Below are 20,185 nucleotides of genomic sequence, written 5' to 3'. Positions count from 1 at the left end.
AGCGGGTTAACTATCAAAAAAAGACTGCCTTATTTTTTTGAAGAGTGGTTTAGGGACTTTCTAATGTCTTTTAACATTACTTGAAAACCTGGGGTTAAATTTTCCATCAACAACGAGGGGTTTATATAATAAGGGGCTCTTTTCCCATGATAATCAACGGCAGGGCCAATTTGTTCAAATTGAATACCTATAAAGCTCATACTTCTGGCTAATCTAGGTTCCATCATTACAAAAGTATGTTTAATGTTGTTTTCAATCACTATGGACGCAGCAGATAGATATAAACCAACGGCAATAAATGGGAAGCAACGTAATTCATTTTCTGAATAAACCTGCTGATTAATGACACCAGTTGCAGCACCTTTAAAATTATCTGTTTGTCGTTTTCTAAAATCTCTTGGGACGGCTAATCGGGAAATTTCACAAATTTCATGCGGAGCAAAGTCCTGAGGGTTGATTTTCTCTTTTGAAATCGATTCAGAGCAATATTTCTGAAGTGGAATTGAGTGTTGGTTCGTTTCAGGTCTAACTACTCTAACCGTACCAGAAAAGCGAGATGTTGGAATATGTTGAATTAAACAATGAGTAGAATAGTCGTCAAAGTCGTCTATTTCTAACCCATCTCGGCCAGTGTCTAAAAAATGTAGTTCGTCACAGTACACATCATTTCTTATTCGATACGATTCGTTAGATAGTTCTGGTGTGTCTGCTATTATAGGATGCAAATACGTGGAAAAATGACGAGCAACTGTTTTGACTTCGCGATTTACTGCAAAATCCATCACTTTTTTTACTAGTGGACCAATAATGGGTTTATTCGCATATTTTTTTAATTTTTTCACGTTTTTTGACTCGTAATCATGTTTTCCTCAACCGCTATCACCTGGGAAGTACTTTTTAGCCTCTTAGGGATAAACTCTAGTGCAGTTTTATATCCTATTTCATACAAAGCTTCTTTCTCTTGAAGTGTCATATTAAAATCAACAGGTGAAAGCTTTCCGGTATTCACGATTATAGTATTTTTCCAATATTTATCATGTACATACTCTCTAGACATAGCCGTCATAAAGGTTCTGATAAGCATCATCACATATTGCACTATAGGTAACCAACTTTTTTTAAACGGTTTATCTGTAACTTGGTCGCTTTTTAATCTAAAGCAAATGACAGGGGTTCCGTTACCTGCCCAATCGTTAAATATAGCGTCTTCTGAAAGGATCGCCCCATCTACTAATATATGATCCTTATAAGGTTTGAAGCTAAAAAAAATGGGAATTGACATAGAGAATCGTACTGCTTTGGAAATCTTTAAATCTGGGGAGTTTTCCTTGTTAAATACTATTGGCCCGCCACCGTTTACGTCAGTAGCTAAAATATGCAAATTTTTAGATATATCTTTGAACGTTTTACCTTCTAATTTTTTGTCCATCCACTGTTCGAATATGTCTCCCGAACTAAGCCCTCCTTGCAGTAGAAGAGTGAGCAAACTGAATCCGCGAAATTGTTTGAAATTGGTTTCTATCGCTAGAGTTTTTATGTCACTAAGCGGCATCCCAGTGCAATACAATGCTGAAATTATTGAGCCACCCGAAACTCCAACTATGTGTTGAAAGTCGATATTAAGCGTATTTATTGCGTCCAATATTCCAATATGGGCAGATAATTTGGTACCACCGCCAGAAAAGATTGGAACTATTTCACTCACTGAATACTTCCCCTTATGTAAACCCTTCACCATAAATAGAGTTGGGTAACTGTTTTTATTTATTGCTCTTTATCGGATATATCTTTGATAAATCAAGCCTAAATATTCATGAATTGCTCTTTCACTTCTGTATAGACTAGCAGCATTAGGCAAACCAACAACTGGCATTACATTTATCCTACTAAAATGCTCGACTGGAATAGGCAGTACTTGAATATGCTTTTCCTCGAAGTAAAAAACAGCTCTGGGCAAATGACTAGCCGAAGTGACAAGGGAAATATGCCTTCCATTGAGTATGCTTGCTAATGCATCCACTTCAGTTTCTGTATTGACCCCTTTGGGAATAATATGAATGTCTGTGCTGTCTACCCCCATTTGCTCAAAAAAATATTTGTTATGGCTGGCCTGTGAATTTTTGTCATTACTGCCCAATATATCTCCAGCTAGAAAAATAGGCATTGGGTGTTCACGATACATCAGAGCCGCTTGTAAATTCCGTTGCATTGAACAGTTAGGCCAACGTGATACAAAGGGGAGCTGGTCATCTTCAAAATAGTTACATGCTAAAACTACAATTGCCTGGGTTTGGCGCCATTGCTGAGATTCAATAGGAACAACAGGGTACTTTTCTTCAAGATTTTTTATTAACAATACGCTTGGATACGTCATGGAACATATCACTAGCCACAGAAGTGATAAGACAGAAAGGAAGCTGAAAAATGTGGGGGTGAATCTGGTACGGCTTAGTATTTTGAAAATAACAAAAAGTGTTAAAGAATGAACTAAAGGAGAGCTGAAAGTAGAAGCAATCGACGCCAACATCAATGTCAGTACCTATGTTAGAAAATCGTATTTAAGTGCTGTAAGTCACATGCACCAGAATTTATAGTAGCCTATTTGCTATAAAATGAGTGATACCAAGTAACAAATTGACGAATTCCAGTAGCCAATTCGGTTTTAGGAGCGTATCCCGTATCCTTAGTTAACGCTGATACATCTGCGTAAGTATCCGGTACATCTCCTGGTTGCATGGGTAACATTTGTTTGATTGCCTTTTTTCCTAGCGCATCCTCTAGGGTTTCAATAAATTTAAGCAGATTAACTGGGTTATGCGCGCCTATATTATAAATTTTCCACGGCGCTTTGCTGGTACTCGGATCAGGATTTTTTCCATCCCAATCTTTATTGCCTGCAGCTATGTTATCTAGTGAAAGAATTACGCCACTGACAATATCATCAATATAAGTAAAATCTCTATGATGGTTTCCATAGTTGAACACTTCGATGGGTTTGCCATTTAGGATCGATTCTGTAAATTTAAATAACGCCATGTCTGGACGCCCCCAAGGGCCATAAACAGTAAAAAACCTAAGGCCGGTTGTGGGTAGTTGATAAAGGTGGCTATAGGTATGAGCCATTAATTCATTAGCTTTCTTACTCGCAGCATAAAGCGATACCGGGTGATCAACGTTGTCGGTGACAGTAAAGGGGGTGGTTTCATTTGACCCGTAAACAGAGCTCGACGAGGCATAAACGAGGTGTTTTATTTTATTGTGTCGGCAGCCTTCGAGTATGTTCATAAAGCCCACTAAGTTACTATCAACGTAGGCATGTGGATTTTCTATGGAATAACGCACCCCCGCCTGTGCCGCTAGGTGCACTACTTTGTCAAAAGCAGATTCTGTAAACAGTTTTTCAGTTAATTGCCTATCAGCCACATCCATTTTAATAAATGTAAAGTTATCTGACAGTGCATGCTCAGCAATGGCATTTAAACGCCCCTCTTTCAGTTTTACGTCGTAATAGTCATTGATATTGTCTATGCCGATTACGGTATCACCACGTTCTAGTAATTTTTTTGTTACATGAAAACCAATAAAGCCTGCTGCACCAGTTACTAATACCTTCATAATACAAACCTTATATGATCATTATTCAAATTTAATTGGAAGAGGAGTTCGATATTTGTGATTATAACCGGATACGTAATAATAAAAATATTTAATATCTATGTTTATCAATAAGTTTTACTCGTTATGTACGCTGTTTGTAGGGATATTCACTTATATTTCCGAAGCAAATTGTCACTCAATTGTAGACGTAGTTGCCAAAGTAAAACCTTCAGTAGTGGGAGTTGGGCTTTATGATGCAATGGGAGCACAAACTCATCAACTTCGCGGCAGTGGTTTCGTTTTTGGTGACGGCAGTTTAGTCGCCACCAATTATCATGTTATTTCTAAAGCACTGGATCCTCAAAAAGTGCAGTACCATATCGTTTTTTCGGGCACAGGGCGAAAGCCCCAAATACATAAGGCTCAGATTATTGCTAAAGATCGCGAACATGATTTGGCCATCCTTAAACTTCAGACAACGTTAACTCCAGTCGAATTAGCGGCGCCAAACTATGTAAACGACGGTACAGAAGTTCTTTTAACCGGCTTTCCAATTGGAGCGGTACTTGGTCTTTATCCCGCGACACACAGGGGCATTGTAGCCGCCACTACTCCGGATGTGATACCTACTGCACATTCGAGCCGGTTATCTATAAAAATGTTAGATAGGCTTGATAAAAAGTTCATGATTTACCAGCTAGATATCACTGCTTATCCAGGTAATAGTGGTAGTCCTTTATATGCAGCCGAAAGTGGAGAGGTTGTTGGTATTTTGAACAAGGTTTTTGTGAAAGAATCAAAAGAAAGTGTGCTAGAGAAACCATCAGGAATTAGTTATGCGATACCGGTTAAATATCTATTAGAACTTGCTAAACTCAAAGGCATCACTGTAAAATAGTATTATATAAAATTTAGTGTCACTATTTTTTACAAAATCTGTTTTATTTATATTATTTATTGTTAAATTTCAGTTAGTTAGATTCTGGCTTGAAATTTGCTTTCGTTATTTTATTCTTGAGTCCCGTGAATTCGACGGGGACTTTAAAATTTAGGGCTTTTTAGGGGATACAGATGGACAATAACGAAGAGATGCAATCCGAACACGGAAGTCATGAAAAATCAAATTCTCGCAGAACGATTTTAAAGCGCGCATCTGCAGGGGTCGTTTTAACGTCATTGCCTGCTCAATCTGTGTGGGGAGCTGTATGTACTTTGTCAGGTGCGCAATCAGGAAACATGTCAGGTATTGAGCGCCACAAAGACTGTGATAAACCTATATTATCTGGGGGACGTTCTCCAGGAAGTTGGAAAGTTTTGGCAGCAGGTCAGCTTGAAAATCCAGATAAATTGCGTTCGATATTTATTAATTCTCCTCAATCCAAGGAACAGGGTGACTACAGTAGTCATGATAAATTAATTCGTAATTGTTATATAAACAAGATTAAGGAAGTCGCTGAGTTTAATAGCATGGTTCGCCCAGAAAACGTTAATGATCTCATAACAAGTGATTTTAAAAATGATTTGTATAGCGCACTAGGTTTAGGGGTGGGATACAAGCCTGGAGGTCTTGACTATAATATGGCTGCGGTATGGCTAAACGTTTATTTTGGATTGTACAACAATTCCGCATATCAACGTGGAGATGCCGATTCTGCTTCTGCGGTTGTTGAACAGTTTCTTTCATATCTTATGATTCAGCATAATGCCGGTTTAGGTGGCACAATAACCGACGATGATTATGGCTTTACCGACGGTAGTACAGATTTTACGATCTCTGAATGTGATTATTTACCAGAACCGGATCCGACAGTGCCAGTAGAGGAACCTGATTGTAAAAAATACAAGAATGGTCCGAAGAAAGGGCAATGTAAGAATTGATTGACTCTCTTCAGAAGCTCGCAAAAAGTCAGTGAACAAGTATCGCTTACATCCCAAGGCCTCAAATGCGGTCATGGATGATGAAAGCGGTATCGCTTTATATAGCGAATGCAGTGGTCGTTCAGCTTTCTTAAAAAATCAACATCAAAAACTAGCCATTGAGATGGTATCAAATAAATTACCCGACACCTTTTCAAGCATTGATATGCAAAGCTGGTTAAATATTGACAATGAGGAACTACTTAAATTAGAAAATTGGTTAGTTGAAAATAGATTCATAGTCAAACACTCATAATAGGAAATGCCATTGGTTGTTAATACTGGATTATATGCCTTCAACGTGACCTGTGCGCATCGACAAATCACCCCAACAGTTAACTCTATATACGGAGATGCAACACCTCCTAATACTCCGGCGGATTTTGAAATCAAAGTCGCTTCGCCTTCTTTTACAAGACGTTTTTTCCGGCCTCAAGTCTCTTTTTATTGTGATCAGCACAGCCCTTTTAAACCATTACCTTTAGCACAAGCTTATGCATTACTAGAATGGGGAATGAATTGGTGTATTGCCACACATGACCATACGCGATTGTTGGTTCATGCTGCGGTGTTGGTCAAGAATAATCAAGCTATAATCTTTCCTGCGGCACCTGGCTCTGGTAAAAGTACACTTACGGCGTATCTGGCTATGTCTGGCTGGAATTTGTATTCTGATGAAATGGCCATTATCGATTTGGAATCTGGTTTTGTCTCTCCTTTATATCGCCCAGTTTGTTTAAAAAACAACTCCATTGATTTGGTAAAACAATGGTTTCCTGAATCCGTTTTCACATCTACTTGGAAAGATACCCACAAAGGAGATGTTGCCCACTTAAAAGCTTCAAGTTGGAAACAGTACATCCAATGTAAACCAACAGAGATCGTGGCAGTGATATTTCCTAAATTTGTAGCGAATAGTGACCTCAAAATTTATTCGTTGGATCAACTGCAAGCGTTTGAAACTCTGAGTAAAAATGCATTTAATTATGGTGTTCTTGGTAATTTAGGGTTCAAAATGGTGGATAAAATTATCAAACGGGCAGCATTATTTGAGATTGAATTTGGTGAGCTGTGTGATGTACAAGCCTTTTTGTCAGAAGACATTATTAGATGAGTATATTTAGCAACCAACAACTTGCCAGTTTCTTGATAGCGCCAGAGGGTGCAGTTGACCTTCCCCTTGAGCTCTGGGCCAAGTTAATATTAATTTTCCGTGAAAGTAAGTTGCTTGCGAGCTTTTACCATGTCTCAATAGCCAAGGAGTGCTTTGAACTTTATCCTGAATATGCTCAAAAGCATTTATTTGCTGCTTCTATACATGCTTCAAGACAGAAAGCTCAAGTTCTGTTTGAAAGTGAAAGTTTGCGGGTTTTACTTGCTAAAATAGATGTAAACCCCATTTTTCTAAAAGGTGCCAATTATATTTTGCGCAATAGTTTGAATAGCGAAGGACGAATTGTGTCAGATATTGATATATTGGTTAAAAAGGATGAAATAGAAAATGTAGAGTCGGCTCTCAAATCTGCACTTTGGCAGTCCGAAAAACTTTCAGATTATGATGAAAAATACTACCGGAATTGGGCTCACGAAATCCCACCTTTATTTCATGTGCTACGTGAAACTGTACTTGACGTACACCACAATTTTTATTTGCCGATTAGTGGCCGTTCACCCAATGTAATCCTTTTTTCTTCGACTGTTGAAACTGTTGCAGGAGGCTGCCTCGTGTTAGGGAAGGCAGAAACCGTATTACACAGTATTATTCATCTATTTATGAACGAAGACTTCACAAATGCTTTTAGAGATCTATTTGATATTCATTTACTTGTTAACGAATACGAAAGTAGTGAATTTTGGCGAAGCCTTGAAATTTTGGCAAGCAAAACGCAATTTGAGAAAGAATTGTATTATTGTTTAGTTTTACTTATGAATATATTTGGAACACAAGAGCCATCAATTTTCCCTAAATTAAGATCCCGATATAAGTCGTTGTATAGCGATTTTTTCATAAATAAGATTTTGTTTAATGGAATAATGCCACGGCACAGCTTACTTAATAATTACAAAAATAGTACTTCTCGATTTCTTATTTTTATTCGCGGTCACTGGCTTAAGATGCCCATCCATATTTTAATTAGCCACTTAGCCATCAAATCTTATAAGGGCACTTTGGAGTTTCTCTTCGGAAAGTACTTTTTAGATGAGAAGTAAATAACCTTAGTTTGGAACTTAATGTGTTGCTTCATTTACCTTACCTATAATAAAAACAATAGGTTAGTTTGTTCTTGTTTATTTCGCCGCTCATTGATTGTAACCTGTGATGACAGTATCGTGTTTATGAAGATGGGCATGTTGCCCCTTGGTCATGACAAACTGCCGCGCAATAAAAGTGGAGCTTGGTTGTATGGTTTATATTTCATTTGGGGCAAGTTGATAGCTTTAATGCTGTAGCCTCTCAACGTGGTAACGTGATTGTTTCGAGGCTGCATTAACAGTGTATATTAGAGCATATCTTTTAGCTTTGCTCGCATAGCATGCAACAAGGGTTCAGTATAACCACTAGGTTGCTCTTTTCCTTGAAATATCAGTTCATACGCTGCCTGGTAGGCGATTGAGTTTTCTGCATCAGGCGTCATAGCTACATATTCACTATCGCCGGCATTTTGTTTGTCGACTAATTTGGCCATGGTTTGCATTGATTTCTCTACTTGCTCTTTTGATATCACTTCATGCATTAACCAGTTAGCGATATGTTGACTCGATATTCTTAACGTGGCTCTGTCTTCCATTAAACCGACGTTATTAATGTCGGGTACTTTCGAACAGCCAATTCCCTGATTTATCCACCTTACAACGTAACCTAGAATGCCCTGTACGTTATTGTCTAACTCTCGTTGTATTTGCTCAGGTGATAATGCTTCATCGTTGAGTAGCGGGATATCTAACATTTTCTCAAGTAAATTATCCTCATGGATAGCCATCTTTGATCTGATGTCGAAGACACTTTCTTGGTGGTAGTGCAGGGCGTGTAAAGTCGCTGCTGTAGGTGAGGGCACCCATGCGGTATTTGCGCCAGAACGTACGTGGGCTATTTTCGTCTGCATCATGTCAGCCATATTGTCTGGTATGGGCCACATGCCTTTACCTATTTGTGCCTTACCCGACAAACCAGCGTTGATTCCAGTCACCACATTGGATTGTTCATAAGCGTTCAACCACGGTCTGGTTTTGATTGTAGCTTTGGTGGCGAATGCCCCGAGGTGCATTGATGTATGTATTTCGTCTCCGGTGCGGTCTAGGAAACCTGTATTGATGAATACCACTCTATCTTTTGCTGCTTTTATACAGGCTTTTAGGTTCAAACTAGTGCGTCGTTCTTCATCCATTAAACCTATTTTAAGGCTACGTTCGGGTAAATCTAGAACCGCTTCCATTTTGGTAAATAGTAAACTGGCATAGGCAACTTCTTCAGGGCCATGCATTTTAGGCTTAACAATATAAATACTACCAGCTTGGCTATTTTTGAAAGCGCCGTTATCAAGCAAGTCATGTTTAGCGATTAAGCTGGTGATCAGGGCATCCATAATGCCTTCGTAAATAGGTTTGTCATCAAACAGAATGGCATCGGTTGTCATTAAGTGCCCAACGTTGCGGATAAACATCAAACTTCTTCCTGATAGGCTAAAGGATTCTCCGGTTGATGATTGATAGTGTCTGTCTTGATTTAAGGTTCGTGTGATTGCTTTGTTGCCATTGCTGATGATGGCAGCTAAATCACCTTTTATTAAACCTAACCAGTTTTTATAGACTAAGGTTTTGTCGTCTGCGTCGACTGCAGCAACAGAGTCTTCACAATCCATAATAGTAGTCAGCGCTGACTCTAAAAATATATCTTTGATGTTCGCGGTGTCTTGTTGGCCAATCACACTGTGCTGGTCAAATTGAATTTCAACGTGGATATTATTATGCTTAATGAGAATGCAAATAGGCTGTTCGAGAGAGCCCTGAAATCCAACAAATTGCTGCGGGGTTTTTAAGCCAACTTTTGTATTGTTAGCTAAAGTGACGGTCAGTGCTCCTTCATTAATAGCGTAGTCTTTACTGTTGCTATGACTGCCCATTTCTAGTGGCGCAATGATGTCTAACCATTTTCGAGCGTAGTCTATGACTTTTTGGCCTCTAGTCGCATCATAGCCTTTTCCAGTAGCGCGGTGTGATTGCTCAATAATATCAGAGCCATAAACAGCGTCGTATAGACTGCCCCATCTAGCATTGGCTGCATTTAAGGCGAATCTCGCATTGTTTATAGGCACAACTAACTGTGGGCCTGCCATGGCGGCAATCTCAGGATCTACATTTTGAGTGTTGATTTCAAAGTCTTGTGGCGTTGCTTGCAAATAGCCAATTTCAGTCAAAAAGGTTTGGTATTCGTTAACATCGAGAGCATGTCTTGAACGGCAATATTCATCTATTTGTTGTTGTAGATGTTCTCTCTTTTGCAACAAACCTTGATTAATTGACAGCAGCTCTGGCAGCGCGTCTGCAAATTTATCCCAAAGCTCTTCTGCTGACACCTGTACCCCAGGTAAAACATCTTGGGTAATAAACTGTTCGAGTTGTTTGGCAACCTTTAATCTGCCCTTTTGGATGTACTGAACTTGCATAAATCGCTCTCTGGTAATTCTTAATGAACCGATTTTACTCTTTCAGTATTATATCTATTAATTTATGTTGATTATTTCTTTCATTCATTAAAAAAATGAGGGGTTAGGTGGTCAATTCTGTTCCGACTTCTGTAATTAGTCGTCTTAACCAAATATGACCAGCATCATGTTGAAGTAGGGCGCTCCACGCCATTTTTAGGGCAATAGGTGGAATATCAAAGGGAGGTACTACTATTTCGAGCCCAGGATCGTCACTATACATATACGCTGCTTTGGTGGGTAAGGTCGCAATTAAATTTTGTGCCTTAGCCAATTGTAAAGCTACATGGTAGTGACGAGTAAACACCCTAATATCTCGCTTTTTACCAATTTTGGTTAACTCTGCATCTACCCAACCTAGTTTTTGAACTTCATTGGGGTCGATACCAACGCCTACACCAAAACCGGTTTTACTGACCCAAATATGCTTGTGGTCCAGATACTGCTCTAAATTAAAGTTTTTTACTATTGGATTGCTACTATTCACAACGCAAGAAAATGTGTCGTACCACACGACCTTTTGATGAAACGACAAAGGTAATTCTTCAAAACGGTTGATGGCCATATCGACTTTACCTTGTTCAACATCGTGGAAGGTCACGTCACTAGGGGTAATCAAATCAAGAGTAATATTTGGTGCCTGCTTATTTAATCTTCCTATTACTTCTAATAATAAGGTTGATTCTGCGTAATCACTGGCCATGATCCTAAAGGTACGTTCACTTTCAAGGGGATTAAAATCTATATCGGGTTGAATAGTTGTTTCAAGTTTTGATAGTACATCTCGAATAATAGGTTTTAACTCTAAAGCCCTTTTAGTAGGCGTCATTCCGTCACTGGTGCGCACTAACAGTGGGTCTTTAAACAAGTCTCGCAATCTTCTTAGACCATTACTCATAGCAGGTTGCGTAATACTCAATTGGTTTGCGGCTTTTGTTACGCTGCCTTCTCTTAGCAATACATCTAAATAAACCAACAGGTTTAAATCCACTTTGGCAATATTCATGTTTATTATCTCGAACTAAAACTCAATATATATTTAGAATGTTATCAGTATTTTAAATCTTTTCCATAACTTAAATAATACATATAAAACAGTTGGTTATTGAAAATTCTGGGAGGGAAGTTAATTGAGTTTTATTGATTGGTTAAAATTATCATTAGTTTCTTGAATGATGACGATAGCTCACAGCGCATTGCTGAAAGCTATCGATTTAAGTTTACTTACTTGCTATTAGGCAGCATCAAACTGATTCATAGTATTGTCTTCACCTGACGCTTTAAGTGCTTGATCCCCTGAGAAGTATTCTTTATGGTCATCTCCCATATTAGATCCCGCCATAGCTTGATGTTTAACACAGGCAAGGCCTTCTCTGATTTCTTTACGTTGTACACCCTTAACGTAAGCCAACATTCCTTCATCACCAAAATAGCCTTTAGCAAGGTTATCTGTTGATAAAGCCGCTGTATGGTAGGTTGGTAAAGTAATAAGGTGATGGAAAATTCCAGCTTCTCGGGCAGCATCGGCTTGGAAAGTCTTGATTTTTTCATCTGCTTCAAGGGCTAATTCAGAGTCATCATATTTTACTGACATTAGGTCATCTCTAACATAATTGCTGGTGTCTTTACCGGCTTCTGACCACGCATCAAATATTTGCTGACGGAAGTTTAGGGTCCAGTTGAAAGAAGGCGAATTGTTGTACACCAATTTAGCATTAGGGATCTCATTTCTAATTGCTCGCACCATGTCACCGATTTGCCCAACATGGGGTTTTTCTGTTTCTATCCACAAGAGATCCGCACCGTTTTGTAAAGAGGTGACACAGTCAAGTACCACGCGGTCGAAACCAGTGTTTTCTTTAAATTTATACAAACCGTTAGGTAAACGCACAGGTTTAACTAACTTACCATTTTGTTTAAGCACAGAATCGCCGTCTGCGAGCTCTTCAATTGAGGTTACATCGCTAGTATCAAGAAAGGCATTGTATTGCGCGGCTAAATCACCAGCGTTTTGTGAGACAGGAATTTTTTGAGTCAGACCGGCACCAAGAGAGTCGGTACGAGCGACTATCACTCCGTCATCCACACCTAATTCTAAAAAGGCGTAACGCACAGCGTTAATTTTGGCTAAAAAGTCTTCATGTGGCACTGTCACTTTACCATCTTGGTGTCCGCACTGTTTCGCATCAGATACTTGGTTTTCTATTTGAATACAGCAAGCTCCTGCTTCAATCAATTTTTTTGCTAGCAAATAAGTAGCTTCTTCGTTCCCAAATCCAGCATCAATGTCAGCAATAATAGGCACTACATGAGTTTCATAATTATCAATTGAAGCTTGGATTTCTTTAGTATCTCGTCCTTGCTGTTTGGCTTCATCTAATTCTCTAAATAGATCACCAAGCTCACGAGCGTCTGCTTGACGTAAGAAGGTGTAAAGCTCTTCTATCAATGCTGCAACTGTCGTTTTTTCATGCATAGATTGGTCAGGAAGCGGGCCAAACTCAGAACGTAGAGCTGCTACCATCCACCCAGATAAGTACAAGTAACTTTTATCTGTTGTGCCTTGATGTTTTTTAACTGACAACATTTTTTGTTGACCAATGAATCCATGCCAACAACCTAATGATTGGGTATATTGGCTTGCGTCTGCATCATATTCTTGCATGTCTTTACGCATGATTGCTGCGGTGTATTTTGCAATATCTAATCCCGTTTTAAAGCGATTTTGTGCTTTCATGCGGGCAGCATAATCTGGATCGATTGCATTCCAAGTACCAGATTTAGTAGATTTTAGTTCTGCAATCTGTTTAACATCGTTTTGATATTGTGACATTTGAATATTCCTATAACAGTAAGGGAAAAAATAAAACAACCGATAACATGTAGTGGGTTGCTGTTGTTAATCATCCTATATAGGAATTTTTCATATTAATAATCTATATAAAGTATTTTCATCATCACTATGGTGAATGTAGGTCTTAGTAACTAAAGTCTTTATTAGGTAATACTTTTTTCAAGTGTCTACTATTGATATTGTGAGTAGGTGTACTATTAACTGTTTTTTATATTGAATAATTCATTCAGAGAGCTTGCATGTCAGAGTTAATGTCTTCAGTTGATCAGCGTACTAAATTAGTCGGTGAAAATAGACTTGAGTTACTAATGTTCAAAATGGGTACTAGGCACACATTTGCTTTGAATGTATTCAAGATAAAAGAAGTCATAACGATACCTTTCATGAATCAAATTCCTGGTTCTCACCCCAACCTTAAAGGAGTGACTAACTATAGGGGGGCATCCATACCCGTAATTGATCTCCGAGCTGCGATTAAAATGCGCGCTAAAGAGGGGGAGTATGAAGCGGTCAATGTGATCATCACAGAATACAATAGAAGTGTGCAAGGATTCTTAATTGGAGAAGTGATACGTATAATCAACACTTCATGGAGTGATATTCAACCTCCTCCTTCTTCTGCTGGTAAAAATAACTATTTAACTGCTATTACACAAATTGACATTAACGGTGCTATCGAACTTGTTGAAATCATCGATGTAGAAAAAGTGCTGTCGGAAATTGTTGAATACGACACTAGCATTTCTGAAGAAGTGTTAGACAAAGAAGTCGCGGTGCATCTTAAAGGCAAAAAGGTATTAATAGTCGACGATTCGTCAACAGCTCGTTGGCAAATACGAGAAACCCTCAGTCAGTTAGGTCTAGAGATCATAGAACAAAATGATGGGTTAAAGGCCCTCAACCTTCTACGTGGTTGGGCTGATGAAGGCAAAATAGTAACCGATGAAATCTTGATGATGTTTACCGATGCAGAGATGCCGGAAATGGATGGATATCGCTTAACCTCGGAAGTTAGACAAGACCCTCGCATGAGTGATTTATTTATTGCACTAAATACTTCGTTAAGTGGTAGCTTTAACGATGCTATGGTTGAAAAAGTAGGTTGTAATCGGTTTATTTCTAAGTTCCAACCAGACTTGTTAGTCGATGTTGTACAACAGAGAATGCGAGAGTTATTAGACTCTGAAAGTTGATTTTACCCTAATAAAATGGGTTACCTTCACTTTTTGGTAATATATATAATCTACACTTCATTTCCTCTTAATATCTAATATTTAATTCCGCAGAATTATATTTTACTTTTTCATCAATGGAGACCAGATGAAGCAAATAACGATCCTCCTATTAGCCGTGTTATCACACTCTGTAGTCGCTGCTAATACTCCTAAGAATATTATCATGATTGTTGGTGATGGCATGGGCCCAGCGTACACTACCGCCTATCGTATGTATGCTGACGATCCTAGCACTCCTGAAGTAGAACAAACTGTTTTTGACAGGTTGTTGGTTGGTATGTCGAGTACTCATCCTCACAAGGATTCTGGTTTTGTAACAGACTCTGCGGCAGGCGCAACAGCGTTGTCAGCGGGAGTGAAAACTTATAACGGAGCGATTGGTGTTGATGTGAATAAAAAGCCCGTTCAAACGGTTTTAGAATTTGCCAAAATGAAAGGGCTCAAAACCGGTATTGCGGTGACTTCACAGATTAATCACGCCACCCCCGCTAGTTTTGGTGCACACAATGCAAGCCGTCAAAATTATGATCAAATAGCCGACAGTTATTTTGATGAAAGAGCCAACGGGCAATTTGTGTTTGACGTGATGTTAGGAGGTGGTTGGAAGTATTTTATTCGCGAAGATCGCAACTTGGTTGAACAATTTAAGTCAGCTGGATATCAATATATCGATAAAATATCGCAACTAAATTCGTTATCAACAGGTAAGCCTTTGTTAGGATTGTTTGCGGATTCAGGTATGACTTGGGCATTAGACAGTGTGAACAAAATGCGACTACCAGTTCTAACCAAGGCTGCTATCCAACAGCTAGAAAATGATCAAGGGTACTTTTTACTTATAGAAGCAAGTCAAATCGACTGGGCAGGTCACAGTAATGATATAGGCTCAGCTATGGCTGAAATGCATGATCTTGCGGTGACATTGGAATGGTTGGAATATTACATTGCCGGTAACCCTGACACACTGATGGTACTTACAGCCGATCACAGTACCGGAGGGCTCACTATTGGAGCCAACGGTAATTATAGTTGGAAACCTGAGTGGATAAAAAATCTAAAGGCATCACCTACTGAAATAGCTAAACAGTTAGTGTCAGAAAAAAATAAAGGTTTAGTCGCTTCTGATTTATTAGGATTTGCTCTCACACAAGAAGAAGTAAACAGCTTAAACCTTATTGAGTCAAATGAGCCAAAACCTTTTTACAAGACCATTTGTAAAATTTTAGACGAGCGTTCAGACACTGGTTGGACTACTTCTGGTCACACTGGAGTGGATGTACAGATATTTGCTAAGGGAAAGGCCAGCGAACGTTTTAACGGTCATTTGGACAATACTCAAATCGGACAAATTCTGTTTGAGTTGCTGGGCAAGAAATAAAGGTTATTTTAGTCAGGTAAGTTTAGTTAACAATATTAGCTGGTATCTATAAGTGCCAGCTAATATCCTGTTACTTTAGTCAACCTAATTCTCAGCGTGTGAACCTAAAATCATCGTTCCTGCTTCGAGATACAAGCTCGTAACAAGTCGTCTAAATGTCTGCTAAAAAGTGTTCCAAATCTTCGCCAGTTAACTTTTTGATTTGCGAAAAAATGTACCACAAAGCCGTAATTAACATCAGCATACTCGGGATCACGATCACTGGATAACTCAATGCTGTCATCCTGCCCAACTCTTCGGTGTATTCTGTGGTACCTGGTGGGCTCACCAATATCACCTTCGCTAAAATGTAATTTAATGCTGCTGACAAGAAAAATGACGCGGCGACAATATACGAACTAATCGCCATTTTTTTCTCAAATTCGTTACTCTTTCCAGAGTTTTCTAGTGATTGATTGAGATTGTCCCAATTAATTATCTGTTCACTTAAAACAAATACTTTCAACAAAGGTTTACTGGTTTTCTGAGTAAACAACACCGCAACACCAATAATGGCTGGGATAGTGGCTTCTTTAATTGCAATGTATTCGGCGGGTAATTCTAATAAGCTGATGCCGCCAGTTAAGAAAACACTGACAATTCCCAATACTGAAAAAGGATTAATTTTAGAAGTTTGTTTAAGATCCCAAATACCAAAACCTATAGGGAAAATTAGTGCTGCAACAATACTCCATGCAGGTCCTAAATATTCTTCACCGCTGAGGTTTGTTAAAATTAGAACAGGAATTATGATGTTGAACGCTAGGTTGCCTAACAGGCCCGATTGTTTTTGTGGTTTTGAATCTGACATTGATTACCCGTTACCGTTGCTGCAAAATTGCTTAAGCGTATTATATTCGTATTAATCTTCTAGGGCGAAGGTTTTGCCCATAATTTTGCACCAGCTAAGCCTACAATAAAACCAAAAAGGTGGGATTCCCAAGAAACAAAAGGAGTTGAGGGGAAAACACCTAGAATCAAACCGCCGTAGAAAAACGCGACTAAAATAGAAATAATCATGAGTTTAAATTTACCGCTTAAAAACCCCGCCAAGACTAGGTAACCAAAATAGCCGTAAATAACACCGCTTGCACCAATATGTGTTGCTGGCCGACCAAATAGCCACACCAACAATCCAGTTATCACAACTATCCACAAGGTTATTTGCATGAAGCGTTTCAATCCATACTGCAGCAATAGAAAACTGAATATGCATAACGGAATAATATTCGAAAAATAGTGCTGTAAACTACCGTGTAAAAACGGGCCTAAAATGATGCCCCTAAGTCCAGGGACATAACGTGGAATATTTCCTAGATGATTAAGCACTCTTCCCGAAAGAAAATTCACTACTTCTATGGCAGTGAACACCAAAATTATCACTAATACTAAGCGAACTTGTTGTTTGGTATTTGAAGCTTTGTTTATTGATTGAATCATCTAAATTAAACTGCGTTTAAAACATTGGAGAATAGTGTGGCCGATATATTCTGCAAAAGTCATGTCAAATTGTCACAAAATAATATGCGGTAAATAACGTGACATATCTTGGGTGATAGGGGATGAATCTTCTCGTAACGAAATTCCAGCGGCTTGATCATCCACTAGCCATGAACCAATTAATGTATGATTATTTCCAAATTGTGGCAGGGGATAATAAGCTTGGTAAATAAAGCCTTCTTCACCATATGGGCCGTCGGCGTGTAATACCGTTTTACCTTTATCAATTACGCTAATATTGGCACCTTCTCGAGAAAAGATAGGTTTTTTCACTAGTTTGGTTTCTTTAGCTTGGTTTAATTCATCTTCAAAATAAGCCGCCAATAAATTCGGATGATTGGGAAATAGTCTCCACAGCATAGGCATTAAGGCTTTATTAGATAAAATCGACTTCCAGATAGGCTCAAGCCAATTCACACAAGCTTTTTCTATCGATTCTCCAAACTCTTCCCTTTGCATAAATTCCCACGGATAAAGCTTAAACAAAGTTTCAATTTTATGGTTTTGCAAATCACTAAAACTGCCACATTCAGCCAGGCCAATATCTTCTATAAATACAAAGTCACTTTGTAACCCTGATTCCTTGGCGCAGTCTTGTAAATACTGCACAGTGCCGCGGTCTTCATCAGTATCTTGGCAACAGGCAAAATGCATCTGGTCAATATCGTAGTGTTTGGCAATAGTGGCTAACCTGTGTACGAGTTTTTCTTGTAGCGAGTTAAACTGATCTGCTTGTTTAGCTATTTTTCCTCCATTGACTTGTTCTTCTAACCATAACCATTGCCAGAATCCTGATTCATACAATGATGTGGGAGTATCAGCATTATTTTCGTATAATTTGGCCGGGCCTTTACCATGATAAGCAAAGTCTAAGCGGGAATAGAGACTGGGGTCTCGCTTATGCCAAGAATCAGCTATTTGTTGCCAAAAAAGTTCTGGAATTTGAAATTTTTCTAGTAATTCCTGAGAGTTCACAACTTTATCTACTACCTCTAAACACATCTGCTGAATTTCTTCAGTGGGTGCTTCTAGGTCGTCTTCAATTTGTTGTAGAGAAAATTGATAATAAGCCGACTCATCCCAATAAGCTTCACCATACATAGTATGAAATTTAAAGCCGAATTCCTCGGCTTTTCTTTTCCAATTGGCACGTTCGGGTATAGAGACTCTTAACATAGATGGCGTGCTATAAAACGTCTAAAACAGGGGTTAACCACCCCAACCACCTTTTTTAGAGCTACTGCCCCAACTTGATTTAGCTCTTACACTACTACCAAAACCGCCTCGACTCATAGTTTTAGTCACTGTAGGTTTAGGTTTTAGGGCTTTTTCATTCACTCGCATATTTCGGGTACGTTGGTCACCAAAATCGTAACCATCAGCGCCTATCCATCTGTTTCGATAGGGTGAGTACCGAGAATACGAAGTGAACATTGGTTGCGAGTAATACCCTCGAGGCGACATAATATTGCTTAGCATGTAGCCCGCCATAAATGGCATGAAAAAAGAGCCTGAATCCCGTTGTACCACTCTACATTGGTTGTTACCGAACTCGGATTCACAATCACTTTGAGTGTTGTATTTGGGGCCAGTTCGCTCAGCTTCTAGTAAAGCTTCTTCGTAGGCGGTTTTGCATTGTTCTGCAAACTCTGGGTTAGCATTAGTACACTCATCTACGTTTGTAAATACAGTGGCTTCTTGTTCGTCTCCACAAGCTGAAAGAAAGATTGCGGCAACGCCTAGTGCTAATGGTTTAACACTAAAACTTTTTCGCATATTGCTCAGATTGATCGACTTTGAACGCTTAATTTTGTGGGATTGCATAGGGCTCTCCTAATAACTCATACAAGCAGCGTTAAGCAGCCCAACAGAAATAGAAACGGCCGCTAAAATTGTCCCTGCAGAGATTTCATTTTTGTCAATTCTATCGGCAATTTTGGGCATAAAGGTAAAACGCAATAATGCAAAAGCTAGGGACTGAGCTATGATTGCCACTACCCCCCAAACAACAAAATCAATCAAAAACTCTGAATTAGCAACAGCTCCGGCTAAGGCAATACTAAAACCTATCATGGCGCCACCAAATCCTATAGCGGCGGCTTGATTTTTGTGGACCTTAACCAATGCCCACTCATCGTGGGGAGTGACAAAGGCGTACACCACTTTAAACACAAATAACAACAAGATTGAAACTACAAAATACAGCGCAAAGTTTCCCAAGCCTGATATTGAATTTAATATTGCGTCCATTATTTTTCCTTTTTTATTAGGTTGTATTTATTTGAGTCAATAATATCAATTAATTGTTAGCCATTAATCGTTATATCTGCTTGTCCAATATTAAAGCCAGTACTGATCACTAAGCACCGGTCAAAATTGTTATTCACTAATTTTTCTTCCGCCGTCACTAATAACGTTTCCGTTTCGTCTCCGTCAAGTTGACGTTCATATAACATCACAAATTGATCGGTTTCGCTGGTATCACCATCTTGTTCGTAGGTCTTTTCTGTCATTGCCACTGGAGGGGATACGTCACCTACTGCATCCCATACTCGCTGGTATTGCGCATCTTCAAGTTGATAGCTGGGTTTGGATATACCCGATGCGATGGTTTGTTTCCATTGCGCCTCTGTACCTATGGTTTTAGTTTCGTAAAAGTACCATAGCTTGACATCTGTAATGTGATTTTCGGTTTCTCCACCATCTAATATTACCTGTAAAAATGCATCGTCATCTGTGTAAAAGCGCAATATTTTGCCGCCGGTATCTAAATTTACTTCACCTACAGCTTGGATCAGGTGTTGGCTCGCGGCTTCTTCAATCATTAACTCAGGTTCAATTAAACGCAGTTTAAGTGGATCGAGTTCAAATGAACCTCCTAAGTACAAACCCATAATTTCGGGTGCTTTAGGTTTTGTGTGGGTTTCTTTCTTACCAAATAATTTACTAAACATTTGCGCGC

At 39.0% G+C, this 20,185-nt stretch carries 20 protein-coding genes; 7 read left to right on the top strand and 13 right to left on the bottom strand.

What is annotated here, in order from left to right:
* Positions 1–29: 29 nt before the first annotated feature.
* From KO534_RS20300 to KO534_RS20285, 4 genes are all read right to left on the bottom strand, one after another.
* The gene (locus KO534_RS20300) at positions 30–842 is read right to left on the bottom strand and encodes a PEP-CTERM/exosortase system-associated acyltransferase (protein ID WP_215932687.1); all 813 of its coding nucleotides are present in this window, start codon (positions 840–842) and stop codon (positions 30–32) included.
* Positions 839–1,705 (bottom strand): patatin-like phospholipase family protein, encoded by an 867-nt coding sequence (locus tag KO534_RS20295; RefSeq protein WP_215932685.1) that lies wholly within the window; start codon positions 1,703–1,705, stop codon positions 839–841. Before KO534_RS20295 ends, KO534_RS20300 begins: the two co-directional genes overlap by 4 nt.
* 69 nt (positions 1,706–1,774) lie before the next feature.
* Positions 1,775–2,374 carry a YdcF family protein gene (locus tag KO534_RS20290; RefSeq protein ID WP_252732289.1) on the bottom strand — a complete coding sequence of 200 codons (600 nt, stop codon included), beginning with the start codon at positions 2,372–2,374 and terminating at the stop codon, positions 1,775–1,777.
* Between the two features lie 224 nt (positions 2,375–2,598).
* Positions 2,599–3,615 (bottom strand): NAD-dependent epimerase, encoded by a 1,017-nt coding sequence (locus KO534_RS20285; protein ID WP_215932681.1) that lies wholly within the window; start codon positions 3,613–3,615, stop codon positions 2,599–2,601.
* A gap of 100 nt (positions 3,616–3,715) precedes the next feature.
* Here KO534_RS20285 and KO534_RS20280 point away from each other — a divergent pair, with 100 nt between their 5' ends.
* The 5 genes from KO534_RS20280 (at position 3,716) to KO534_RS20260 (ending at position 7,725) form a co-directional block, all read left to right on the top strand.
* Complete coding sequence (locus KO534_RS20280) at positions 3,716–4,495, top strand: S1 family peptidase (protein WP_215932679.1); 780 nt, start codon at positions 3,716–3,718, stop codon at positions 4,493–4,495.
* Positions 4,496–4,686: 191 nt separating this feature from the next.
* Complete coding sequence (locus KO534_RS20275) at positions 4,687–5,475, top strand: hypothetical protein (protein WP_215932677.1); 789 nt, start codon at positions 4,687–4,689, stop codon at positions 5,473–5,475.
* 31 nt (positions 5,476–5,506) lie between these two features.
* Complete coding sequence (locus KO534_RS20270; RefSeq protein WP_215932675.1) at positions 5,507–5,770, top strand: hypothetical protein; 264 nt, start codon at positions 5,507–5,509, stop codon at positions 5,768–5,770.
* A gap of 12 nt (positions 5,771–5,782) precedes the next feature.
* Positions 5,783–6,628: an HprK-related kinase A gene (locus tag KO534_RS20265; RefSeq protein ID WP_252732288.1), complete on the top strand. Its 846-nt coding sequence runs from the start codon at positions 5,783–5,785 to the stop codon at positions 6,626–6,628.
* Positions 6,625–7,725, top strand: coding sequence for a nucleotidyltransferase family protein (locus KO534_RS20260; RefSeq protein WP_215932670.1), 1,101 nt, complete (start codon positions 6,625–6,627; stop codon positions 7,723–7,725). The genes KO534_RS20265 and KO534_RS20260 overlap by 4 nt, the downstream gene beginning before the upstream one ends.
* A gap of 290 nt (positions 7,726–8,015) precedes the next feature.
* On the opposite strand, the gene KO534_RS20255 is transcribed toward KO534_RS20260, so the two are convergent.
* From KO534_RS20255 to KO534_RS20245, 3 genes are all read right to left on the bottom strand, one after another.
* On the bottom strand, positions 8,016–10,178 hold the full coding sequence (locus tag KO534_RS20255) for a malate synthase G (protein ID WP_215932668.1): 2,163 nt from the start codon (positions 10,176–10,178) through the stop codon (positions 8,016–8,018).
* A gap of 103 nt (positions 10,179–10,281) precedes the next feature.
* Complete coding sequence (locus tag KO534_RS20250; protein ID WP_215932666.1) at positions 10,282–11,223, bottom strand: LysR family transcriptional regulator; 942 nt, start codon at positions 11,221–11,223, stop codon at positions 10,282–10,284.
* 228 nt (positions 11,224–11,451) lie between these two features.
* Positions 11,452–13,050, bottom strand: a complete 1,599-nt coding sequence (locus tag KO534_RS20245) for an isocitrate lyase (protein ID WP_215932664.1) — start codon at positions 13,048–13,050, stop codon at positions 11,452–11,454.
* A gap of 260 nt (positions 13,051–13,310) precedes the next feature.
* Here KO534_RS20245 and KO534_RS20240 point away from each other — a divergent pair, with 260 nt between their 5' ends.
* Positions 13,311–14,264, top strand: a complete 954-nt coding sequence (locus KO534_RS20240; RefSeq protein ID WP_215932662.1) for a chemotaxis protein CheV — start codon at positions 13,311–13,313, stop codon at positions 14,262–14,264.
* 127 nt (positions 14,265–14,391) lie between these two features.
* Positions 14,392–15,684, top strand: coding sequence for an alkaline phosphatase (locus KO534_RS20235; RefSeq protein ID WP_215932660.1), 1,293 nt, complete (start codon positions 14,392–14,394; stop codon positions 15,682–15,684).
* 151 nt (positions 15,685–15,835) lie between these two features.
* Here the strand turns inward: KO534_RS20235 and KO534_RS20230 are convergent, their stop codons facing one another.
* The 6 genes from KO534_RS20230 to KO534_RS20205 all read right to left on the bottom strand — a co-directional run bounded on the left by KO534_RS20230 (position 15,836) and on the right by KO534_RS20205 (position 20,177).
* Positions 15,836–16,534, bottom strand: a complete 699-nt coding sequence (locus KO534_RS20230; protein ID WP_215932658.1) for a VC0807 family protein — start codon at positions 16,532–16,534, stop codon at positions 15,836–15,838.
* Positions 16,535–16,593: 59 nt separating this feature from the next.
* The gene (locus tag KO534_RS20225) at positions 16,594–17,163 is read right to left on the bottom strand and encodes a rhomboid family intramembrane serine protease (protein WP_215932656.1); all 570 of its coding nucleotides are present in this window, start codon (positions 17,161–17,163) and stop codon (positions 16,594–16,596) included.
* 72 nt (positions 17,164–17,235) lie between these two features.
* Positions 17,236–18,399 carry a glutathionylspermidine synthase family protein gene (locus KO534_RS20220; protein ID WP_215932654.1) on the bottom strand — a complete coding sequence of 388 codons (1,164 nt, stop codon included), beginning with the start codon at positions 18,397–18,399 and terminating at the stop codon, positions 17,236–17,238.
* 33 nt (positions 18,400–18,432) lie between these two features.
* Positions 18,433–19,047: a DUF1190 family protein gene (locus tag KO534_RS20215; protein WP_215932652.1), complete on the bottom strand. Its 615-nt coding sequence runs from the start codon at positions 19,045–19,047 to the stop codon at positions 18,433–18,435.
* A gap of 9 nt (positions 19,048–19,056) precedes the next feature.
* Positions 19,057–19,473, bottom strand: coding sequence for a DUF350 domain-containing protein (locus KO534_RS20210; RefSeq protein ID WP_215932650.1), 417 nt, complete (start codon positions 19,471–19,473; stop codon positions 19,057–19,059).
* Positions 19,474–19,529: 56 nt separating this feature from the next.
* Entirely contained in the window at positions 19,530–20,177 is a 648-nt protein-coding gene (locus KO534_RS20205) for a YjfK family protein (RefSeq protein ID WP_215932647.1), read from the bottom strand.
* Positions 20,178–20,185: the final 8 nt, after the last annotated feature.

It is taken from the genome of Paraglaciecola arctica, from assembly GCF_018861065.1.
Taxonomy (GTDB): Bacteria; Pseudomonadota; Gammaproteobacteria; order Enterobacterales; family Alteromonadaceae; genus Paraglaciecola; species Paraglaciecola arctica_B.
Note: the sequence above shows the minus strand (reverse complement) of the source record. Positions and strands in the feature narration are given on the sequence as shown.